The organism is Psychrobacter sp. Sarcosine-02u-2 (assembly GCF_002836335.1).
GTDB lineage: Bacteria > Pseudomonadota > Gammaproteobacteria > Pseudomonadales > Moraxellaceae > Psychrobacter > Psychrobacter faecalis.
The window spans coordinates 12,818-33,256 of record NZ_PJBX01000132.1 but is presented as its reverse complement, the minus strand read 5'-3'; the positions used below and the strand labels follow the sequence as shown (position 1 = coordinate 33,256).

At 44.9% G+C, this 20,439-nt stretch carries 14 protein-coding genes; 5 read left to right on the top strand and 9 right to left on the bottom strand.

Annotation, left to right across the window (positions count from 1 at the left end; genetic code table 11):
- Window positions 1-184 precede the first annotated feature (184 nt).
- The 3 genes from CXF58_RS04830 to CXF58_RS04820 form a co-directional block, all read right to left on the bottom strand.
- Window positions 185-877: a 1-pyrroline-5-carboxylate dehydrogenase gene (locus CXF58_RS04830; protein ID WP_068408665.1), complete on the bottom strand. Its 693-nt coding sequence runs from the start codon at window positions 875-877 to the stop codon at window positions 185-187.
- Between the two features lie 11 nt (window positions 878-888).
- Entirely contained in the window at window positions 889-4,137 is a 3,249-nt protein-coding gene (putA, locus tag CXF58_RS04825) for a bifunctional proline dehydrogenase/L-glutamate gamma-semialdehyde dehydrogenase PutA (RefSeq protein WP_102076759.1), read from the bottom strand.
- A gap of 913 nt (window positions 4,138-5,050) precedes the next feature.
- Window positions 5,051-6,346, bottom strand: a complete 1,296-nt coding sequence (locus CXF58_RS04820; RefSeq protein ID WP_102076758.1) for an NCS2 family permease — start codon at window positions 6,344-6,346, stop codon at window positions 5,051-5,053.
- A 520-nt stretch (window positions 6,347-6,866) separates the two neighbouring features.
- Here CXF58_RS04820 and tolQ point away from each other — a divergent pair.
- From tolQ to CXF58_RS04800, 4 genes are all read left to right on the top strand, one after another.
- On the top strand, window positions 6,867-7,616 hold the full coding sequence (tolQ, locus tag CXF58_RS04815; RefSeq protein WP_068408659.1) for a protein TolQ: 750 nt from the start codon (window positions 6,867-6,869) through the stop codon (window positions 7,614-7,616).
- Entirely contained in the window at window positions 7,613-8,071 is a 459-nt protein-coding gene (tolR, locus tag CXF58_RS04810; protein WP_068408657.1) for a protein TolR, read from the top strand. The genes tolQ and tolR overlap by 4 nt, the downstream gene beginning before the upstream one ends.
- A 94-nt stretch (window positions 8,072-8,165) precedes the next feature.
- Window positions 8,166-9,182 (top strand): cell envelope integrity protein TolA, encoded by a 1,017-nt coding sequence (locus CXF58_RS04805; protein ID WP_102076757.1) that lies wholly within the window; start codon window positions 8,166-8,168, stop codon window positions 9,180-9,182.
- A 133-nt stretch (window positions 9,183-9,315) separates the two neighbouring features.
- On the top strand, window positions 9,316-10,608 hold the full coding sequence (locus CXF58_RS04800; RefSeq protein ID WP_102076756.1) for a PD40 domain-containing protein: 1,293 nt from the start codon (window positions 9,316-9,318) through the stop codon (window positions 10,606-10,608).
- A 188-nt stretch (window positions 10,609-10,796) separates the two neighbouring features.
- Here the strand turns inward: CXF58_RS04800 and CXF58_RS04795 are convergent, their stop codons facing one another.
- The 6 genes from CXF58_RS04795 to CXF58_RS04770 all read right to left on the bottom strand — a co-directional run bounded on the left by CXF58_RS04795 (window position 10,797) and on the right by CXF58_RS04770 (window position 18,415).
- The gene (locus CXF58_RS04795; protein ID WP_102076762.1) at window positions 10,797-11,429 is read right to left on the bottom strand and encodes a c-type cytochrome; all 633 of its coding nucleotides are present in this window, start codon (window positions 11,427-11,429) and stop codon (window positions 10,797-10,799) included.
- A gap of 76 nt (window positions 11,430-11,505) precedes the next feature.
- On the bottom strand, window positions 11,506-13,107 hold the full coding sequence (locus CXF58_RS04790; protein WP_102076755.1) for a flavin monoamine oxidase family protein: 1,602 nt from the start codon (window positions 13,105-13,107) through the stop codon (window positions 11,506-11,508).
- A gap of 209 nt (window positions 13,108-13,316) precedes the next feature.
- A complete protein-coding gene (locus CXF58_RS04785; RefSeq protein ID WP_102076754.1) occupies window positions 13,317-14,771 on the bottom strand; it encodes a cytochrome c in 1,455 nt (484 codons plus the stop codon).
- A 916-nt stretch (window positions 14,772-15,687) separates the two neighbouring features.
- Complete coding sequence (locus CXF58_RS04780; RefSeq protein WP_102076753.1) at window positions 15,688-16,317, bottom strand: flavodoxin family protein; 630 nt, start codon at window positions 16,315-16,317, stop codon at window positions 15,688-15,690.
- Window positions 16,318-16,374: 57 nt separating this feature from the next.
- The gene (locus CXF58_RS04775) at window positions 16,375-17,247 is read right to left on the bottom strand and encodes a purine nucleoside phosphorylase YfiH/LACC1 family protein (RefSeq protein WP_228706539.1); all 873 of its coding nucleotides are present in this window, start codon (window positions 17,245-17,247) and stop codon (window positions 16,375-16,377) included.
- Window positions 17,248-17,338: 91 nt separating this feature from the next.
- Window positions 17,339-18,415, bottom strand: coding sequence for an RluA family pseudouridine synthase (locus CXF58_RS04770; protein WP_102076760.1), 1,077 nt, complete (start codon window positions 18,413-18,415; stop codon window positions 17,339-17,341).
- A gap of 853 nt (window positions 18,416-19,268) precedes the next feature.
- Between CXF58_RS04770 and CXF58_RS04765 the strand changes: the two genes are divergently transcribed.
- Window positions 19,269-20,432, top strand: a complete 1,164-nt coding sequence (locus CXF58_RS04765) for an outer membrane protein assembly factor BamD (RefSeq protein WP_102076752.1) — start codon at window positions 19,269-19,271, stop codon at window positions 20,430-20,432.
- Window positions 20,433-20,439: the final 7 nt, after the last annotated feature.

The window sequence follows — 20,439 nt, the reverse complement described above, 5'->3', positions numbered from 1 at the left end:
CAAGTTTAATAATTCAAAAACTTTTTAATAGTATATATTTTTAGCCAACCTTTTTGATTAATTTTATCCTTAATTTTTCATAAAACAATAAAAAACGGTCAGTAATCATTTCCCAAATTGCTTGGAAAATGGCTACTGACCGCCGCTTATACAATCCTAGTTTTTTTATTTAGCTTTACAGCACTTACTCAGTGCCAAGCTCGAGCAAGCTCGCATTACCGCCAATCGCTGTGGTATTAATGGTCCTTACCCGCTCAGTGACAAAGCGGTACAGATAATCGGGCGTTAGCATCTCTGACATCCCCTCCATATCAGTGACTGCAATAACTTGCGTCAAGATACCATCGGTCTTAGCAAGCTCTTGGCTGATGGCTTGCACTTCGCTTTGGTTGCCAGCGACCGCAACTTGCGCCAATCGATCGATATATAGCAGTGTAATAGTTTGCGAATCATTGGCAACGCTTAAGACATCATCGCTGATGCCAGTGTCATGCAATATTTTTGCCGCTTCAACACACATCTCGCTCTGACTTGGACAATGCAGTATCACCTCGTTGCCAGTCAATAAAGCTGCCACCAGCTGACCAAGTACCGCCATCGCGCGGGCAGATTCGCCGCCGATAACCATGGTTTTACCGCGAGCTGTCACATACAAATCATTGGACTCACCCGTTGCGCCCGTCATACGCTGCACGTCATCGAGCATCGGCGCGGCATTTAATAAATGGGTAAATAAACGCTTGGCTTTATTGGCGTCACCAGTAAGTAAGGCCAATTTAGCAACAGCCGCTTGCAGATAAGTTGCTCGCTCTACCGCGCTTAATAACCGCCAAGCTTCACAAACTTGGGCATGATTCTTTTTAAATTCATTCGCCATCTTGCTACTCCTTATGCGATTTGGGTAAGGGTTTCAGTGCTATTATTTTCTACCGCAGTGTTCGGCTCAGTAATGACTGACTCAGTGCATAGCTGCATCAGTCGCGCAACGTAATGCGGCCCGCCAGCTTTTGGACCTGTACCAGATAGACCACAACCGCCAAACGGTTGCACGTTAACGACGGCACCGATTTGGTTACGGTTAATGTAAGTGTTGCCGACAAAGGCACGGCGCTCGATATGCTCAGCAATATTTTCAATACGGCTGTGGATACCCAAGGTCAAACCAAAACCTGTGCTATTAATCGCATCAATAAGCTTATTTAAATCACGCGCTTGATAACGTAGTACATGCAATATCGGGCCGAAGTGCTCGCCACCAATCACATCGATACTTTTTACTTCAATCGCGGTTGGCAAGACAAAGGTAGAGTGCTCTTCGCTAACCACTGAGCTTGCGCTCATCGGCGTCTGCGCCAAAATCGTCGCCGTTGGTTCAGCCGCCATACGTTCGATATGCGCGTCCAGACTTTGTTTGGCATCAGCATCAATCACTGGACCGACATCGGTTGCCGCATACAATGGATTGCCGACGACCAATTCAGCCATCGTTCCTTGTAACAGCTCGATTAAATTGTCCGCCACTTCTTCTTGCACACATAAGATACGGCACGCAGAACAGCGCTGACCTGCCGAACCAAAGGCAGATAATACCGCATCTTTAACCACTTGCTCGGGCAATGCGGTTGAATCGACAACCATGGCGTTTTGACCGCCGGTTTCGGCTATCAATACTGGCAACTCACCACTGATTTGCTGATGCAGGCTCTGATTGATATGCTGCGCCGTTTGGGTTGAACCGGTGAAAATAACGCCTGCAATATTATCAGCAGCGGTCAACGTGCCGCCAACTTCGCTCGCGCCAACGACAAACTGCAAAGCGTCTACCGGCACGCCTGCTTGATACATCAGCTGCACAGCAAAATGGGCAATCAAGCTGGTTTGCTCAGCAGGTTTGGCGACCACAGTATTACCCGCCGCAAGTGCCGCCATGATTTGACCAGTATAAATTGCCAAAGGAAAATTCCACGGGCTAATACAAACAAAGGTGCCACGCGGCTTATACACTTGACGTGATTGCTTGCCTGCTAAGTCGGTAAACTCATAAACCTTGGCTTCGAGACGTTCTGCTTCATCGGCATAAAAACGGCAAAAATCAACCGCTTCTTTGATTTCATCAATGCCGTCTTGCATGGTTTTACCCGCTTCGATTTGGCAAAGTGCCATCAATTCGGCATAGTTTTCTTCATACAAGTCCGCTACTTTGCGCAAAATAGCAGCACGCTTGGCAACAGGTACGGCTTGCCATACGCTTTGACCTGCAATGGCAGCATCAATGGCTTGCTGCGCAATATCAGCATTGGCGTAGGTGACTTTACCTGCGATGACTTCATGATTCCAAGGCGCACGTACGGTCTGCGACTCAAGTTTTTCAGAATTGCCATCGACTTTATGTGCATCAACTGCGTTGCCGTTAATAATAGAAGTTGCCGACCAGGTTTTATGCAAATGGCTATCGATAGCGGCTTTAAATAGTAGCCACTGCGACTCTACAAAGATATTAGGGCCAAAGCTGGCTCGGCGCGCGCCATAGATATCTAGCGGCAACGGAATATCAGGATTATGCAAAGTAGCATTGGTCAATAACTTATCGTACGGGTGTACCGTTAGCTTATCAATCGGATAAGACTTATCTAATAACTGATGCACAAACGAGCTATTGGCACCGTTTTCTAGTAAACGGCGTACCAAGTACGGTAGCAAGTCTTTATGAGCGCCAACGGGTGCATAGATACGAACAGGGATTTTATAAGCTTGCAGAATATGGTCATAAAGTGCATCACCCATGCCATGAAGACGCTGAAACTCAAACTCTCGGTGCGCGCTCATAGTCATCACTGAAGCAAGCGTGTGCGCATTATGGGTAGCAAACTGTGGCCAAATCAAACCGCGCAAATGCTCTGACAATAAGAAGCGCGCACAGGCAAGATAAGCGGTGTCCGTGCCTTCTTTACGGGTCCAGACCGGATAGCCGGACAGTCCTTTTTGCTGCGCCAGTTTGATTTCAGTATCCCAGTATGCGCCTTTTACCAAACGCACCGGAATACGGTCACCGACTTCAGTTGCCAAACGCGCAAGCCACGTCAGAACGGCAATCGCACGTTTAGAGTAACCTTGTACCACCAACCCTAAGCCATCCCAACCGGCGGTTAAATTATCACGGTAAAGAGACTCAAACAGCTTTAAAGAAATCTCAAGCCGGTCTGCTTCTTCGGCATCGATACTGATATCGACATTGACCTCACGAGCCGCTTCAATCAATAACAAGCAACGCTGACGCAATAGTCCCATCACTTGCGCTTCTTGCGTCGCTTCATAACGCGGGTGCAATGCTGATAGCTTAATAGACACTGACGGCTTTGGCATACCTTCTTTTACCTTGATGCTGGCCGTCGCTTTAATCGCATGCAGGTAATCGTTAAAGTATTTTTCCGCATCTTTATGGGTAATCGCTGCCTCACCTAACATATCAAACGAATAGGTATAGCCTTTATTACGATAAGGCTGGCTGTTTTTGTTGGCGCCCTCAATGGTTTCACCAAGCACAAACTGATGTCCCATAATGCGCATGGCTTTTTGCATGGCGCTGCGAATGACCGGCTCGCCCATTTTTTTGGTCATACGGTCCAAAAACCCAGCAGCGGTAGTATCACGATCAATACTGACAACGCGGCCCGTCATCATCATGCCCCACGTCGAGGCATTGACCATAAAACCATTGTCATTTTTGATGTGTTTTTTCCAGTCAGCGACGCTCATTTTATCGTGGATAAGCGCATCAGCGGTGTAATTGTCTGGCACCCGAATCAAGGCTTCTGCCAAACTCATGAGCAAGATACCTTCTTGGGTATCAAGGCTATATTCAAGCAATAATGAATCAACCATTTTTACGGCTTTGCCATCATTACGCACATGCTCGACCAATTGACGAGTTTGCGTAGCAGCCCCTTCACGCTCGGCATCCGTTGGTTTGGCGAGCGGCAACAAGTCCGTCAACCAGCGCTCCTCGTCCACACTATATAAAGGAGAAATACGGGAGAAAAGCTCGTTCGACGATTGACTGAGATAAGCGGGCTTCAATATATCGAGCGGATTAAATAAAATCGGCTCTTGCGGGGTAAATTGGTCTACTGGGTTCATAACAACTCCATAACTATCGTTTAAAAACCATAATAAATGGTGCGGTAGGAGCTTTGATTGCTAAAGATATAGCGGCAATTATTGTCAAACATTCTTAAAATTTCATCCCTACTATTCTTGATAACAAACATCTTTGATATCGAATAGTGGATAAATAATAACAACTATAGAAATAAGCCAATTAGCAATATACAAAAGACCAAACAGCGCCATTATAAAACGAGAAAATCCAGCATAGGCTGGAAACGGTCAAGTAGGTCGTTTTAGTGTTAAACGGGCTACGTTAACAATATAAAGGCAACAACGAACAGCTAAGCGGCATTAGTGCCTTCTTCTTGTTAGTAGTGAAAGGAGGTGATGATCAGAGGCAAGTGACGTTTTATAGAGGTTTACGTTCATAAAATCTAACATTTATTACATCTGAGTTTTATGGAAACTTAAAGCCTAATAAACACTTATCTGTCATCTTATAGAATACTAATTCACTGTAAGAAAAACCTCTACGGCGTTGATTGAGGTGATGCGCTTAACCTCGACATGGTAGCATGAAAAAAAATTTCCAACTAACGAATTTACCTATTTTAACCAAACAAAATACTGTTTAAAAACAAATGGTTATTAACCACTTATTAGAAATGACGCTTTAGTTATAAATTTATGTTTACTACGGCTAATTAATCGTTTTTGAATCAATGACTTGTCTTTATACTTATTTCACCCATTTAATTTAAACACATACAGAATATGAGCGAATTAATAACGTAATCATTTTATTTCGTGCTGAATATAGCTGTTTATAGTATTTTTCTTTACGCATAAAAAACCCTTCTCATTTAAAATAAGAAGGGTTTTTTATGCGTAAAGCTGAGCATTTATCAAATGACTGAAAATGATTGGAATTTAAATTGCAATCTTAGATAAACACAATCTTCGCAAGTAACACGGCCGTTAATATCCAAACGGGAATGCTCACGTCAGAGAACTTACCGGCGACGACTTTAATAGCAGCAAAGGTAATAAATCCAAGCGCGATACCATCAGCGATTGAGTAGGTTAATGGTGTAAACAACAACACAACGACAACGGGCGCCGCCTCTGTTAGATCTAACCAATCAACATCTTTTAGAGTACCCATCATCAGTACAGCGACATAAAAAATCGCGCCTGCTGTTGCATAGCCTGGAATCATACCAGCAAGTGGAGCAAAAAACATACTTAATAAGAATAGCACCCCGACCGTCACAGCGACTAATCCAGTACGTCCTCCGGCTGCAATACCTGACACACTCTCAACAAAGCTGGTGGTCGATGAAGTACCTAGTAGCGTACCGGCAACTGTGGCGCTCGAATCTGCCAGTAGCGCTTTGCCCATATTAGGTATTTTGCCATCCTTACCAATTAAGCCTGCTTGACTGGTGGTTGCAATCAAGGTTCCAGCGGTATCGAATAAATCGACGAATAAAAAGGCAAAAATAACACTAATCATCGCTACGTCAAATGCACCAGCAATATCCAGCTGCATCAATGTTGGCGCTATCGGTGGCGGTGCCGATATAATGCCAGTAAATTGTGTGTTACCAGTAATTAAGCTGATAAGCGCTACCAATAAAATCCCTATCGTTACCGCGCCGGGTATTTTTTTATGCGACAAGCCAACGATAACAATAAAGCCCAATGCCGCCATCGCAGGTGAAAACGCGGTCATATCGCCAAGTCCCACCAACGTCGCGTCATTATTGACGATGACGCCTGCGGTTTGTAAGGAGATAAAGGCCAAAAATGCACCGATACCAGCAACCACACCTTGTTTAATACTGTCCGGAATAGAGTTGATAATAATTTCACGAATTTTGAATAAACTTAGCAAGATAAAGATACAACCGGACAAAAATACCGCGCCAAGTGCCGTTTGCCACGCGTAGCCCATTCCTAAAACCACGCCGTACGTAAAAAAGGCGTTGAGTCCCATACCGGGGGCTAGCGCGACTGGCAGGCGAGCATAAATTCCCATAATAAAACAACCAACTGCGGCGGCAAGACAGGTGGCGACAAACACCGCACCTTTATCCATACCAGCGTCAGCAAGGACGTTAGGGTTGACAAAAATAATGTAAGCCATCGTCAAAAACGTGGTCACACCGGCTAAAATCTCTGTTTTGATCGTGGTGTTTTGACCATTGATACCAAAATAGCGTTCGATTGCGTTCATAAGAGTCGCTTCCAAATTGCAGTAAGTAAATTATCATTATCTAACTGTATTGATAAGTGTCGCTTCCAAATTGCGACGCTCGATACTGCGTTTAAAACAAACATATAAAATACACCCAAATTGCGACGATAAATGACGCTTCCAGATTGCGACTGTAAATGACGCTGATACACTAAGGTTAGAGACGATGTTTTTAATCCGTTAGCCACACATAATTTGGTAAATACGAACCATCATGAAAAATGACAGCAACAAACCATAACATTCTAGTGAAATTCGCTCAAAATTTCAATGAATGGCGCATCTTCTTAGTATAAGAGTGCAAATTAGTTGACCATATGGACAATATTATAAAATACTCGTGCTGTCATTATTTTTTTATAAAAATTTATCGAGAGCAATTCATGCACTGCCATTAACATATTATTAATGATATTTGCGTGATTTAGCAGTACACTAACGGGTTGATATAAAATCCCTTATTAGATTAACTATTATTCATTATCCATGAGCCGCTTACATGCCTGAATCCTTAAATATTATCGACCTAATCACCCAAGCCAGTTTATTGGTACAGATTGTGATGGCATTGTTATTATTGGCGTCATTGCTCAGTTGGGTGATTATTTTTCGTATGAGTGCGCGTCTTGGCACCGCCAGAAATTTTGACCAGCAGTTTGAAACTTGGTTTTGGTCAGGGGAAGATTTGGCAAAGCTGTATCAAGGCGTTCAAGGCTCGCCTGAGCGCCAAGGGCTTGAGCAGATTTTTTATGTTGGGTTTTCTGAATACCTAAGAATGCATAAAAAACGTCAGCCTAAAGACGACATTATCGACGGCGTTGAGCGTAAGCTGCGGGTTGGATTGGGTCGTCAGCAGCAATTGTTAGAGTCGGGGCTAACGACGCTGGCAAGTATTGGTTCGGTGGCGCCTTATGTCGGTTTATTCGGTACTGTTTGGGGTATTATGAATGCCTTTTTGGGGCTGTCGCAAAGCGAGCAAGCGACCTTAGCGACTGTCGCACCGGGTATTGCCGAAGCCTTGATTGCTACGGCTATGGGTTTATTCGCCGCGATTCCTGCGGTATTGGCGTATAACCATTTTACCGCCAAAGCGAGCCGCTTATACGACTCTCGTGCTTTGTTTTGTGACGAGATGACAGGCATGCTACAGCGCGAGACCAGTATCGAGATTCCGCAAGCGGGTACGCAAGTAAGCCAAACCAATCAAAGCGTTCAAAATAGCCAAAGTACTCAGGTAACTGGTCTATGAAACAAAGCCCTTATCGCCGTGAGAAAAAAGCGCTAAATGCGGAGATGAACGTCGTTCCTTATATCGACGTCATGCTCGTGCTGCTGGTGATATTTATGGTCACCGCGCCAATGCTGATAACGGGCGTCGATGTTGATTTGCCAAAAGAGCAAACCAATACCATCAGTCAAAGTCAGCTGCCTGTGATTGTTTCCTTGACCGATAGCGGCGAGATTTTTATCAGTTATGAGAATAATATCGACCTGCCGATTAGTGAGCCGGAACTGATTGATACCTTAACCAACTTACAAAATCAAAATACCGATGCTGGCGCTCAGCCTTTACAGGTGATGATTAACGCTGATAAAAACAATCAGTACGGCGCTATCATGACACTGATGGCAACCTTGCAACAAGCAGGCATCCAAAAGGTAGGACTATTGACGGGTGCACCGTTACCCGCGCCTTCTTTATAATCTATCTACCCTGCTCTTAGATTAACCTTGATTGGCTCAAGTGGTTATAATAAAGTCGTTCATTTGATAAATATCGTATTTGAGTATCCCAACTATGCGTAATGCGCCCACCGTTTATGTACCGACCGAACCTGAAGGTAACGGGCTGACTTTACCGACACTTTTAAGCTTGTTGGCACACGGTCTTGTGATTGGCATACTAGCTTATACGTATCAAAACATGGAAGTCGAGACCGCAGGTAGCATCGAAACCGTGATGATATCTCCTGAGCAATTGGCTGAGATGCAAGGAGAGATACTGGCCAATCGTGCCGCAGCGGCGAGCGCGATGCCAGCCGATAGTGGTGCAAGTGGCTCATCAACCAGCATGCCAGAGACCAGCTTTGATGACAGCGTCAGCTACGACAATCCAAGCGAGCCGACTTCGCAGCGCGTGCCTGTTTTTACTCGTTCTGACGAGGCGGTGAACTCTCGCCCAATGCTGATGAGCGAAGAGCAACACCAGCGCCTACTTGAGCAAAATCAAGAATATGAGCGCAATATGGCTGAGTGGGCAGCGCAGTTGGATGAATCTGTACTAGATGAGCATGATCAGGTTGAACAAGAAAGAAGAGCGCAGCTGATAGAAGAGCAAAAAAGGCTGCGAGATTTTCGTAATAAACAAAATAACCCTCCTAAGATTAAACGTCCTACCGCCAATGATAGAAATATAGAAATCAATACGGGCGGCTCAGGTAGCGCAGGACAGACCCTTAGCTTAGGAGATGATGGTCAATCAACACTATCTGGTGACACCACCACTTCCAGTACTGCAAAGGGTAGCAGTCGCTCGGCATCAAGCGGTAGTCGCGGCGCCAGTAATAGTGAAATCATCAATTTAATCAAACGCAACTATAATCCGCCGACAGCGGCAAAAGGCTCAACGCAGCGTGCCACCTTGACCATCACAGTCAATTCCAGTGGCGCTGTCGTGAATGTCTCAGCGTCAGGCCCTGATAGCGCGGTCAATGAAGCCGCCAAACAAGCGGTGCTCAATACCGGCAGCTTACCGATTGATGCTGATGACCCCAAATACCCCACTTTTACCATACAGTTTAAGGGCAGCAATTAAGCAGTTGCCCACACACGATATTATTGCTAACGTTACTTTAAGCAACTTGCACCCGCGGCGATATTATTTTAACGTTATCATTGATTTAGCATTTATAAAAACAATTATCCCCATCTAGGAGTTTGACTTGGTTATGCGCATTCATAAAAAACTATGCCTTTCTTTACTTGCCACTACCTCAAGCTTATTGCTTGCTCCTAGCGTCTTGGCGGCGCCTGTCGTTTTAGAATTGGATTATGAGATTCCGGTACAACAAAGCCAAGTGGCTTTTGTCTCCTTTGCTGGCGATTCTACCTTATCACCGATTATCTTAAATGATTTGAGCAAAACTGAGCTAAAAGTAACCAGTCAAAACCTACCGCAGCAGCCGCATAGCAGTAGCGAGTTAGCCGGTACCCTACCCGTTTGGCAAAGCATGGGCATCCCTTATCTTGTCATCGGTAGCACGCGCAGCAATCGCGGTAAAGTGGTCACCGATTATGAAGTCATTGAGGTTAAAACCGGACGCGTGATCGAAGGCAAGCAAACGTTAACCGCTGATAATAATAAAGAAAGTATGCGTTACGCCGCCCACGTGATTGCGGACAAAGTATATGAGCTGATCACCGGCATTCCCGGCGACTTCTCAGGGCGCATTGCTTATATCGAAGAAATCGGCACCGGCAAAGAGAAAATCTCGCGCTTAAAGGTCATGGATGCGGACGGCGAAAACGCCAAAACCATCACAGAAGTGGCAGGCTCTATCTTCTCGCCGACTTGGTCCCCTGATGGCAATCGCATTGCTTATTCAGTCCAGCGCGATAAGTCTCACCCTGTTATCTATATTCAAAGCGTAAGCGGCGGCGGGGCTACGCCATTGACGCCATTCCCAGGTAGCAATCTTAGCCCGTCATTTTCGCCCGATGGTAGCAAGATATTGTTTTCTAGTAGCTTTGAGGGTAGCGCCGATATTTATGAGATGAGCGCTAGTGGCGGTCAACCACGACGTCTGACCAATTGGCCAAGCAGTGAAGTACAACCAAGTTATGCCCCTGATGGCAAATCTTTTGTCTTTGTTAGTGACCGTGCAGGGTTTAACAAACCACGCATTTATCGTTATGAGTTTGGTTCAGGCCGTACCACGCAAGTATCGAATAGTGGCTATGCAACCAGCCCGCAGTTTAGTAGCGATGGCTCGCAAATCGCCTTTTTAAGTGGTCGTTCAGCTGCCATCATGAACAGTAGCGGCGCCATCACTGCGAACTTAGGCGCGACAGGTATCGATGAAGCACCAAGTTTTTCACCGAACGGTAAGCGCGTGGTTTTTGCTTCAAAGCAGGGCGGTAAAGGCGTACTGACTATTAAGTCCTTAAACGGCGGCGAAGCGTTCGGTAAATCTGGTCAAGGTACTATCCGCTCCCCAGTTTGGTCATCTAGCCCTAGATAACTTAGATAACTTAGCCATCTTTATTGCGTAAAATAGGGTTATGCTATACTAAATGATCACAAATAAAAAAGCGCTCGATAAACATATCGGGCGCTTTTTTATTTTACCAAGAATGATAACTTGATTCTTATATCAGCCATCCACTTTTAAAAGTTATGAGCTAACATCCTAAGTGACATAACTCATCCCTATTCATCACTTGGATCACTAGCCGGCGGCACCGCGTGTCTCAATTGTTCAACATCTGCGGCGGTGACCGTATCCGTATAACCATTTAAATCAGTGACCACGTACTGCGTGACCGCGGCCATCTGTTCATCGTTCATCATGTGATGGAACGATGGCATACCGCGAAAGCCATTAATTAAGATATCAATGATGTAATACTTTGACTGCATTTTGCTGTTATTGGCAAGTGGTGGATAATAGCCGGCACCATAAGCACCCTCGCCTTTGTGCATATGACAAGCTGCGCAAGAGTCATGGTAGAGTTTTTTGCCATCTGTTGTCACAAAGGCATTTGTCCCTTCAAACTTGGTTTCCCATTCAGCAATACTTGGATCATTATCCATAGTAGGAAGCGAGCTGTGATCAACGACATTGACGGCTGGTGCAGTAAGCTCCTCACGACTCATGTAAACGCCGCCCCAGCTACCGGTATTACGGCTTGCTTGATAATCGTCCGTTACGATGGGGTCTTGCTCATGTAGAGTTGCCACCGTTTGTACATCGTCTGATTGTTGACTACAGCCTAAAAGTGCTGCACTACTCATCGCACCCAGCAACATCACAGTCAGCAGTTTAGGGGTCATTTCTCTCATGACTTTTTTCTTCACGATTGCCTTCTTTACGATTGCATTGTCCATGATAGCCTCTGAATTTTTATAGTTATTCATATTAACCCAGCATTTTTGCTTTTTTATGTAGGCGCTTGGCGGCATCCATGCCAGATAAAATAGCGCCTTCTTGCCATGCTGGAATGTGTGAGCAATGCTCGCCCGTCAGTACAATACGGTTATCGATACTGCATAAGGTGTCATAATGCTGACGGCGGGTAGACTCATTCCAAATACCATAACAACCCAGTGTCCAAGGAATGCGGTGCCAGACCACTGACGTACCAGCGCGGAACTCTTTTGGATACTGCGGGTGAATATATTTACCGTAGGCAAGTGCGACATTAATTCGCTCTTGCGGGGTTAACGTATTAAATTTATATGAGGTCGGTCCATAACCATAGGCCCCTAATAATACCCCAGTACCGTCTTTAAACATATTTTCTGAAGGATAAGCAATTTGGGCTATCGGCATATCGGTATAGGTCAAGCCGCCATAGATCCACTCGTCTTCTTCCCAAAAGCGGCGATTAAACTCTAAACCTACTTTATAAGAAGTCTCATAAGGTACCGCTGCCATCGCTTGTTTCATCGGCTTTGAAACATTAATATCAAGCTGGGTCAGTACAGTTAGTGGAATATTACAGACACACCAATCGGCACGGATGGTCTTAGTCGCGCCATCTGGACTGTTGCTGTCGACATAATTGACCGTAACGCCGCTTTCATCTTGATGAATCTTAGTCACTTTGGCATTAAACTCAATCATATCGCGGCATTCACGGGTGAAGGCATCACCGATTTTACCCATACCGCCAACCGGTTGAAACATCGTTGGCTGATGCGCATAGGTCATATGATTACCATAAATATCGGCCCACATGCCCGAATCTAATATTTCGCTGACCGGTAAAGGCTTTGATGGAGTTTCATCAGGCATCAAGCCACCACCTGGCAAGACACTATAACCACGATGCTTACTGGTCGCATTGCTGGCGCGGTAGCGGTAGTCTTTATCGAGCACGCCCCAACCTTTTAAGCCTTCAAGTAGCTTTTCTTTGTCTTCCTTATTCACAGAACGATCCAAACCGCCAACATTCACCGCTTTTGACAATAATTCTGCTACGTGTCCTTGGATGTCGTTTTTTACATCACCTAAGCGCTGCGGCACACCATTGAAATGAGTACTACGGTGCAGATAAGCACGGTCATTGGTTTGAATAAAGGGCTGCATCTCAACGCCAAACTGTTTGCAATAATGGAAAACGGCATAGTGATGACTTGGTAGACGCCACGGCCCACCATTAAAATAGTTGCCCTCTTCAAAATCACAAGTAACTTCTTCACCGCCAAGCTCGGTATACCTATCGCCACTATTCAGCGTCCAACTACGACCGCCGCCACGATTTTGAAACTCGAGCACTTTGACGTCATAGCCAGCTTTACGCAGCTCATACGCCGCGGTCAGTCCGCCAAGACCGGCACCTAAAACGATGATGCTAGCACCGGGAGGCGCCCCTTTTAAGTCCATCGTTTCTTTAAAGCTTGATTCTGAGGCAAATCCTAACGTCGTCATCGCCTGATACATGGCGGTCGCGCCCGCTGTTTTACCAATCATCGAGAGCAGTTGGCGCCGCGTTGGTGATTGAAGCATGTCTTTCATAATAATATCCTTAAAGTAGACGTTCGTACATAACCGTAGGCACTTGTTCTATTTCTAGTAATAAACGCTTATATCATTTATAAGTCTTTGTAATTTGATCAGCTTGGCTTAACTCTGCGCTTATTTGCCAAGCTGTCATGCCCTACCATTTTGCCGTTAATCCTTGTCTGGTAATAAATTCTAAACCCGTTGCAACTGATAAACTATGATTAACGGCGGCGTCTAGAACGTAAAATGGCGCGCACGATAAAGATAATAATCAATATCGCCACAATGATGCCGACAATCGCCAGTAAGCCTGCGTACTTAATTAAAAAAGGCTTTTCGACACCTGTAGACGCGATGCGCTCAATATCAGCGGCACTGACCTCACTGTTTGCATGACCGCCAAAGCTGGTACGGACGTAGTTAGTGATACCCGCAATCTGCTCACTGCTGAGCTCTTCTGAAAACCCTGGCATAATAGGCGAAGTATTGGTTGCACTCTCTACCCCATGCAAAATCATATTAACGAGAGCGTCAGGCTTTTCGCGGCGCAGACTGCTCAGTCCAACGATAGGCGCATAACGCGCGTCAGGTTGGCCATAACCATCAACCCCATGACAGCTACCACAAACGGCTAAATATAACGCTTCTGGTGAGTTACTACCGTTACTTACTTCTGACTTTGCTTGCGCCAAGTAGTCTTTTTGCGCCAGTAAGTCATGCGTGATTGATTCGTTCACAGGCGTTGGCAAGCGCGCCACATTGACGCTATTGACCTTGTCTTCTGTTTGGATAGCAGGGATGGCTTTTAGATAAGAGGCAATCGCGCTCAAATCTTCATTTTTAAGATAACGCGTACTGTGCGCGACCGCTTCACCCATCGGTCCACCTGCATAAGCGCGCTGGTCAAGTTCACCGGTGCGTAGATACGTGATAATATCCTGCTCGCTCCAACTGCCGATACCGCTCGACTCGTCAGGGGTGATGTTTGGCGAATGCCAATTACCAAGTGGTGCGCCTGATAAATACATTTTTTTATCAAAGCCCATGGTGCTGTTACGCGGCGTATGACAAGTGCCGCAATGCTCGAGATTGTTGACCAAATACTCACCACGTTTTTGGGTCTCATTTAGACCGTCGCGCTTTTCAGTAGAGGGTATATTGAGCAAGTTCCAACCGATCATTAAGCTACGGAAATTAAAGGGAAAGGGTAGTTTGGTTTCTTGCTTAGGCGCTTCATCGACAGCCGGTACGGTTTGTAGATAAGCAAACAAGGCGCTGATATCCTCTTCTTTCATGCCGCTATAAGAAGGATAAGGCATGGCAGGATACAGCATATGGTCAGGCGCCCGACCTTTTTGCAAAGCGTTCTTTAAATCTGCTTCGGTATAATTGCCGATACCGTAACGTTTAGAAGGGGTAATATTGGTTGAATAAATTTTCCCCATAGGGGTTTCAATCGCTGTGCCGCCCGTATAATTTTCGCCATGACAAGCCATACAGTCAGCGGCACGGGCAATATAGGCACCGCGGTTGACAAGCTCACTATTGGCGGGGCTTACATTAGGTAAGCTAGCATCGGGTAAATTGGCATTAGGAAGGTTAGCACCTTCAGCCATCGCGGCGCTGGAGGTAATACCAATGACAAGCATCGATAACATCACAGAAAGTGGCTTCATAATATCCTCATATAGCTGGCACCTAGGGTGTTGTAATTATTATTAGAACGATTGGTCAGGATAAGACATTTGATATTGAGTAAAATTATTGACAATGGCGTCAGTACTCAACGGATAATCCATTACATGATTTAGCAAATCGTCCAGTAAAATGCTTAATAAAGTGGCGTGATAAAACAACTTAATAGAGATAGTTTCTAAACAATGTCTGCTCACCCCACTAATGTAAAACTATTTCGCCACTATTACTTAAATAGTAACTCATTCACCGCACACTTTTACAAAAGTTAAAAAACCTCTTAAGAGATTTAATTTATATTTAATCACTATATATTTTCATATTATGAATTTGGGCAAGATAATTAATCCTTTAAAAAACAATTACTAAACCTAGAAAATTTATGAAATCCATTATTAAAGCGTGGAGATAAATCGCTATATATAGTAAAAAAGGACTTCTGTACTTGTTATTACAGGTTTTAAGCGTACATAATGGATACATAGCGACCGTTTGTCATCCACCTTACATTCCAAATAAGCGTTACCCTACTCGCAAAAACCCTTTTAACTGATGCAGCATTTTATTTATGATAAATGCTGTTTAATATCGCCAACCATTGCCATGTTGCCAATAACGCTCGAGATGTCCTTATGAAATCACTCTTCTTTATATTTACGTTGGCAGCGACAATTCCTGTAACAGGTTGCCAATCTTTTCAGTTCGTCGAAAGTCCGATACCTGTTAAAACTGTTTCTTCTAAAACGCTTATTGTGGAAAATTTATCCAATGCGAGCAGACCCGCTAACGCTATTTCTACTCAAATCTCTTCTACTATAAATAATGGCCAATAAAAAGCAGCTATCGGTTTGATAGCTGCTTTTTTTATTATGAATCGAAGACACGCCTTAGTTAATTCTAATCTTCTGCAATGACTATCTGCTGTTTAGGCTGATGCTTGATAATAGTCTTAGCCAAATGATCGCCAAACCAAATGGCAGTATCAATATCGCCTGCGCCAGGCGTGACTTCAGGCGGCCCATCTAGCGACTGCGTCATCAAGCCCAAAAAGCTCGAAAGACGATTTAAATCATGCGCTTCATGTCCTGTTGGCATCAGTGGTAAACCGATCCAATTCATTCCGTGCTGCATGGCATAGAGACAAATCTGCTGCAGGACGGCAAGCTTATCACCGCTCAGACCGCCCGAATTGGCAAAACCTGCAGCCCACTTGCCTTCCCATTTACGGTGATACCAACGCTTAGAAGTCTCATCCATAAAAGTCTTAAAGCCTGCGGTCACGCTGCCCATATACACGGCACTACCAAACACCAATAAATCTGCCTGATCGACAAAATTCCAATCAACGTCATGCACATCGACCGCTTTAACCTGCGAATCTGGTAATTGTTGACGCGCGCCCGTCACCACTGCTTCGGCAACGCGTTTGGTATGCCCATAATTACTATGATAAATAACCGCCATTGAGACGCTAGCGAGATTGTTCTCATGCTCTAAAATGGCAGGCGGTGTGGAAGGTGTATTCATACGAACTCTAATAATGACAATTAAAAATGAAATAAAAATAGAAGCTCAAGAGCTGAATCAAGCCAACTCTCTAGAAGCGCTACGGGTAATAATCAATGCCATACGTCCGGTTGCAGGCTGGCCAAGATGCGTTTGACGTCGATAAGAATAATAATGCGAATCCGCATAGCTGCAAGGTATTTCGGATTGATTGCTAACCATAACACCTGCTGCACTTAATTGGTCAGCGGCAAGCTTTGGCAGGTTCAGTTTAATCTTGTCCGCTACAGATGCTAAGACATAACGTTGTTCAAAACTTTCAAGATGCTGTGATGACAAGACTTGATTATCTATACAGCCTGCCAGCAGCTTATCTCGTACTTGACTGCCGACTTCATAATTTTCTTGACTGATACAGACGCCAATCCAGGCCGTGATTGGTTTATCAGCATCAAAGCGCTCGGCGGTTGCCTTTATGACGCCGCACGCCAGCCCTTGCCAGCCTGCATGGATAGCAGCTATCTGCCCCGTTGCGGGCTGGTATAAAACTATCGGTACGCAATCGGCGGTCATAATCGCAAGACCTAAGCCCACTTGTTGACTGACCATGGCATCGGCGTCTAGCGGTCGCATAAGGAGCGCCGTCGCATCGACATCATAAATCTGCTGCCCATGAACTTGATTAAGCCAGTGCAAGCTATTGATTGCCGCACGCTGCCCCGCCGCTAATTGCTCATTAATCGCCGTTAATAGACGCATACGATTGTTTAAGACTTTTTTGGCGTTATCATTGACATGCAAGCCTAAATTTAGCGCACCATAATTTGCCTGATTATCTACCTCATTAGCCGCTTCACTATCATCGCTGCTAAAAGCTGCCGTTTGAAAAACCGTCACGTCATCAAGCTGAGCAACTAAGGTGACAGGCAGATTGTTTGTTATGTTAGGCATGGTCAGTGCACCAGTCTTATCGTTATTATTAGAGCATTACAGCCAGATTGTTACCAGACGAATGTCATTATTTAATAGAGCTCATCAGATTTTATTCTTCGTCATAACCTTCGCTTAACACCGCCATCAATTGCTGCATGTCTTCAGGGATTGGCGTGGTAACTTCGATATCTTCACCAGTCGTTGGATGCACGAAACCTAAAGTATAAGCATGCAATGCTTGACGCGGGAAATTATTGATTGCCTGACGCTGCGCTTCTGTTAAGCCTGCTCGCAATTGACGACGCCCACCGTAGACACGGTCACCGACTATCGGATAGGTAATGTGGCTTAGATGCACACGAATCTGATGGGTACGCCCCGTTTCAAGACCGACGTCTAATAGGCAATAGTTATCGTTCAGCGGTGTGACATTCAATAAATGCGTCACCGCTTCACGCCCTGCCGTCATCACCGTCATTTTGGTACGTTGATTGCGATGGCGACCAATCGGCGCATCGATACGGCGATGACGCAGTAAACTTGCCGCATCCCCTGCAACCACACATTGGTAATGACGATAGACAGATTTGTCCTTTAACTGCTCCATTAAAGCCATTTGCGCAGGCTTGGTTTTACCAATTAACAGCAGTCCCGAGGTGTCTTTGTCAATGCGGTGTACCAATCCAGCCCGCGGCAAGTGGTGCTGCTGCGGATAATGATAGAGAAGCGCATTGACCAAGGTGCCCGTCTGATTGCCAGCGCCGGGATGGACAACCATACCGACAGGTTTGTTAATCACTAGGACATCATCATCTTCATAGACAACTTCGATATCGATATTTTCTGGCTGATCTTCGCTATGCTGCTGCAGTGTCGTCGATAGATGCAAGACATCACCTGCTTTGACACGGATTTTCGGTTTTTGTACCGTCCCGTTATACAGTAAGCTGCCATCAGTAATCCAGCCTTGCAGCTGGGCACGCGAGAAATCGGCAAATACTTTTGATGCCAGTTTATCAATACGTAAGCCCGCTTCGTCTTCTATGACGGTATGCGTGACATCAATAACGACCGGAACCGCTTGCCCAGCAACTACGACTGAACCCTCACTGTCTTCGTATTCATCTTCATCTTCATCGTCGACAATATCGTCATCGACCAATTCATCAAACTCATCATTGGATATGTCCGGCGCTTGCTCATCAAGCGCACGCTGATGGTCATTTAATAATTCATTTGGCATTGGTAACTCTTGTGCTGACATATCGGTATCTAACGGTTGTTTCTTAGGGAAATTGGTCGTCATAGCATCATTATTCATAGCGGATTGATATAGGACAAAGTCGCTTAGCGCTTTATAAGCTGACTTCATAAAACGAGATAAGAAAGTGGACTGGCGCTCACAGACCGGCAAAAATAAGGACGGTCGAAAAAAGCAGCAGTTATATCGTCATAGTGTAACATGCCAAGCGCCTAAGCCCTACAGAAGCTGCGTGTTATCTGCGATTTTATCGTTACCTTCTTTTCAAAGGTGGTGAGCCGTGTTAAAAATTTATGACAAGTGATAAAAATTAAGTCGCTAGCCGATGGCATTGTTTGGTAGATTAGCTCTCTAAAATATGACATGGCTGTAATTTACTGTATATTTGTCCTTGTCAGCCATATTCAATATCGCTCGTGACGACGGCTCATGCTAAACTACAGACCGAAGCCAACACAGATAAAGCATTAGCCCTTTAACTACAAAATAGATAACGAAAAAATAGACGAAGCAGGCGTTATTCTATAAAGTAAGCGTTGTTTTGCTGTATGCTATGGCACTGATTTTTAAAATAAGAACTTTTAAAATAATTTATTTTATTAATATTGGCAAAACTGCATTTGATAAAACGATGTGGATAATAAGTGCGCTAATTGCTAGCGCTTACTTAGTAGCAGACCCTTAATGGATGCCGCCAGCATCGTTTTTTATTATTACCCTTTTATAATTTAGCCTAATAGCGTCGCTGCTATTACGCGTCTTGTGTCGGAGAAGAAGTATGCAAGCTGTTGGCAATACGTTTATCAAACTGTCCTCAATCACCTTACTGGCGTTAAGCGTCAACTTGGTGGGTTGTCAAACGTTTAAAAACCTAACTGGCGGTAAAGACGTGGATGCGGTTGCCACTGCTGAGAAGTCTGAGCAAGGTTATTATAACGACGCCATCGCTCAGATTGATAAGGGTCGCTATACGCAAGCTATCGAAGATTTGAACAATCTGCGCACTTTTTATCCAACGGGACAATATGCCGAACACGCCTTGCTTGATGTGATGTACGCCCAATACGAAAGTGGAAAGTTCGAGGCGGCGGCTGCCAGTGCTGAGCAATTTATTAGCCTATATCCTTCTAATCCGCAAGTCAGCTATGCTTACTACGTGCGCGGCGTGGCCAATATGCAAGGCTCGTCTGAAGGTCTAAAATTGTTTAAGCTCAATCAAGCTGAGCGTGATACCGCCTATTTGCGTATTGCCTTTGCCAACTTCCAAGAGCTTATCAATAAATACCCAAACAGTCCTTACGCGCCCGATGCTGCTCAGCGTATGACCTTTATCTATAATCAGTTTGCCGAAAGTGAGATGAGTGCAGCCAACTGGTATGTCGAGCGCGAAGCCTATGTCGCTGCGGTCAACCGTGCTAAATGGGTATTCCAATATTATCCATTAAGTGAATCTGTGCCTAATGCCCTCGCCGTATTGGCTTATAGCCATGAAAAACTCGGTCTTAATGACTTAGCAAATGAGTATAAGACGCTATTGCAAATCAACTATCCAAATATGCTTAGCGCTGATGGACACGTCAAGCTCAATACCAAACGTGAGCGTACTTTATTTAATAAACTCACCTTTGGACAATTAAACCGCTTTAATAAAGATACCTCTGTTGCGTCAGGTAACTACAATGGCGCCACCAAAACCCAAGTGATTCGCAATGCCAATCAATTAAGATTGCCAAGTGATAATGCGGCGGCAGCGAATGCTAACGCACCGTTAAATATGTCTCCTAAGCGTGCCAATAGTGGTATCAATGTAGGCTTAGGTTTGCCTGAAGCATCGACCGAGCGCGTGACTAGCCAATCGAGCACTGGCGATACTGCTAGAGAAGCCGATGTCGACCCACAAAACATGAATCCTGTACGCCGTACTACATTGCCTGCTGAATAAATTGATA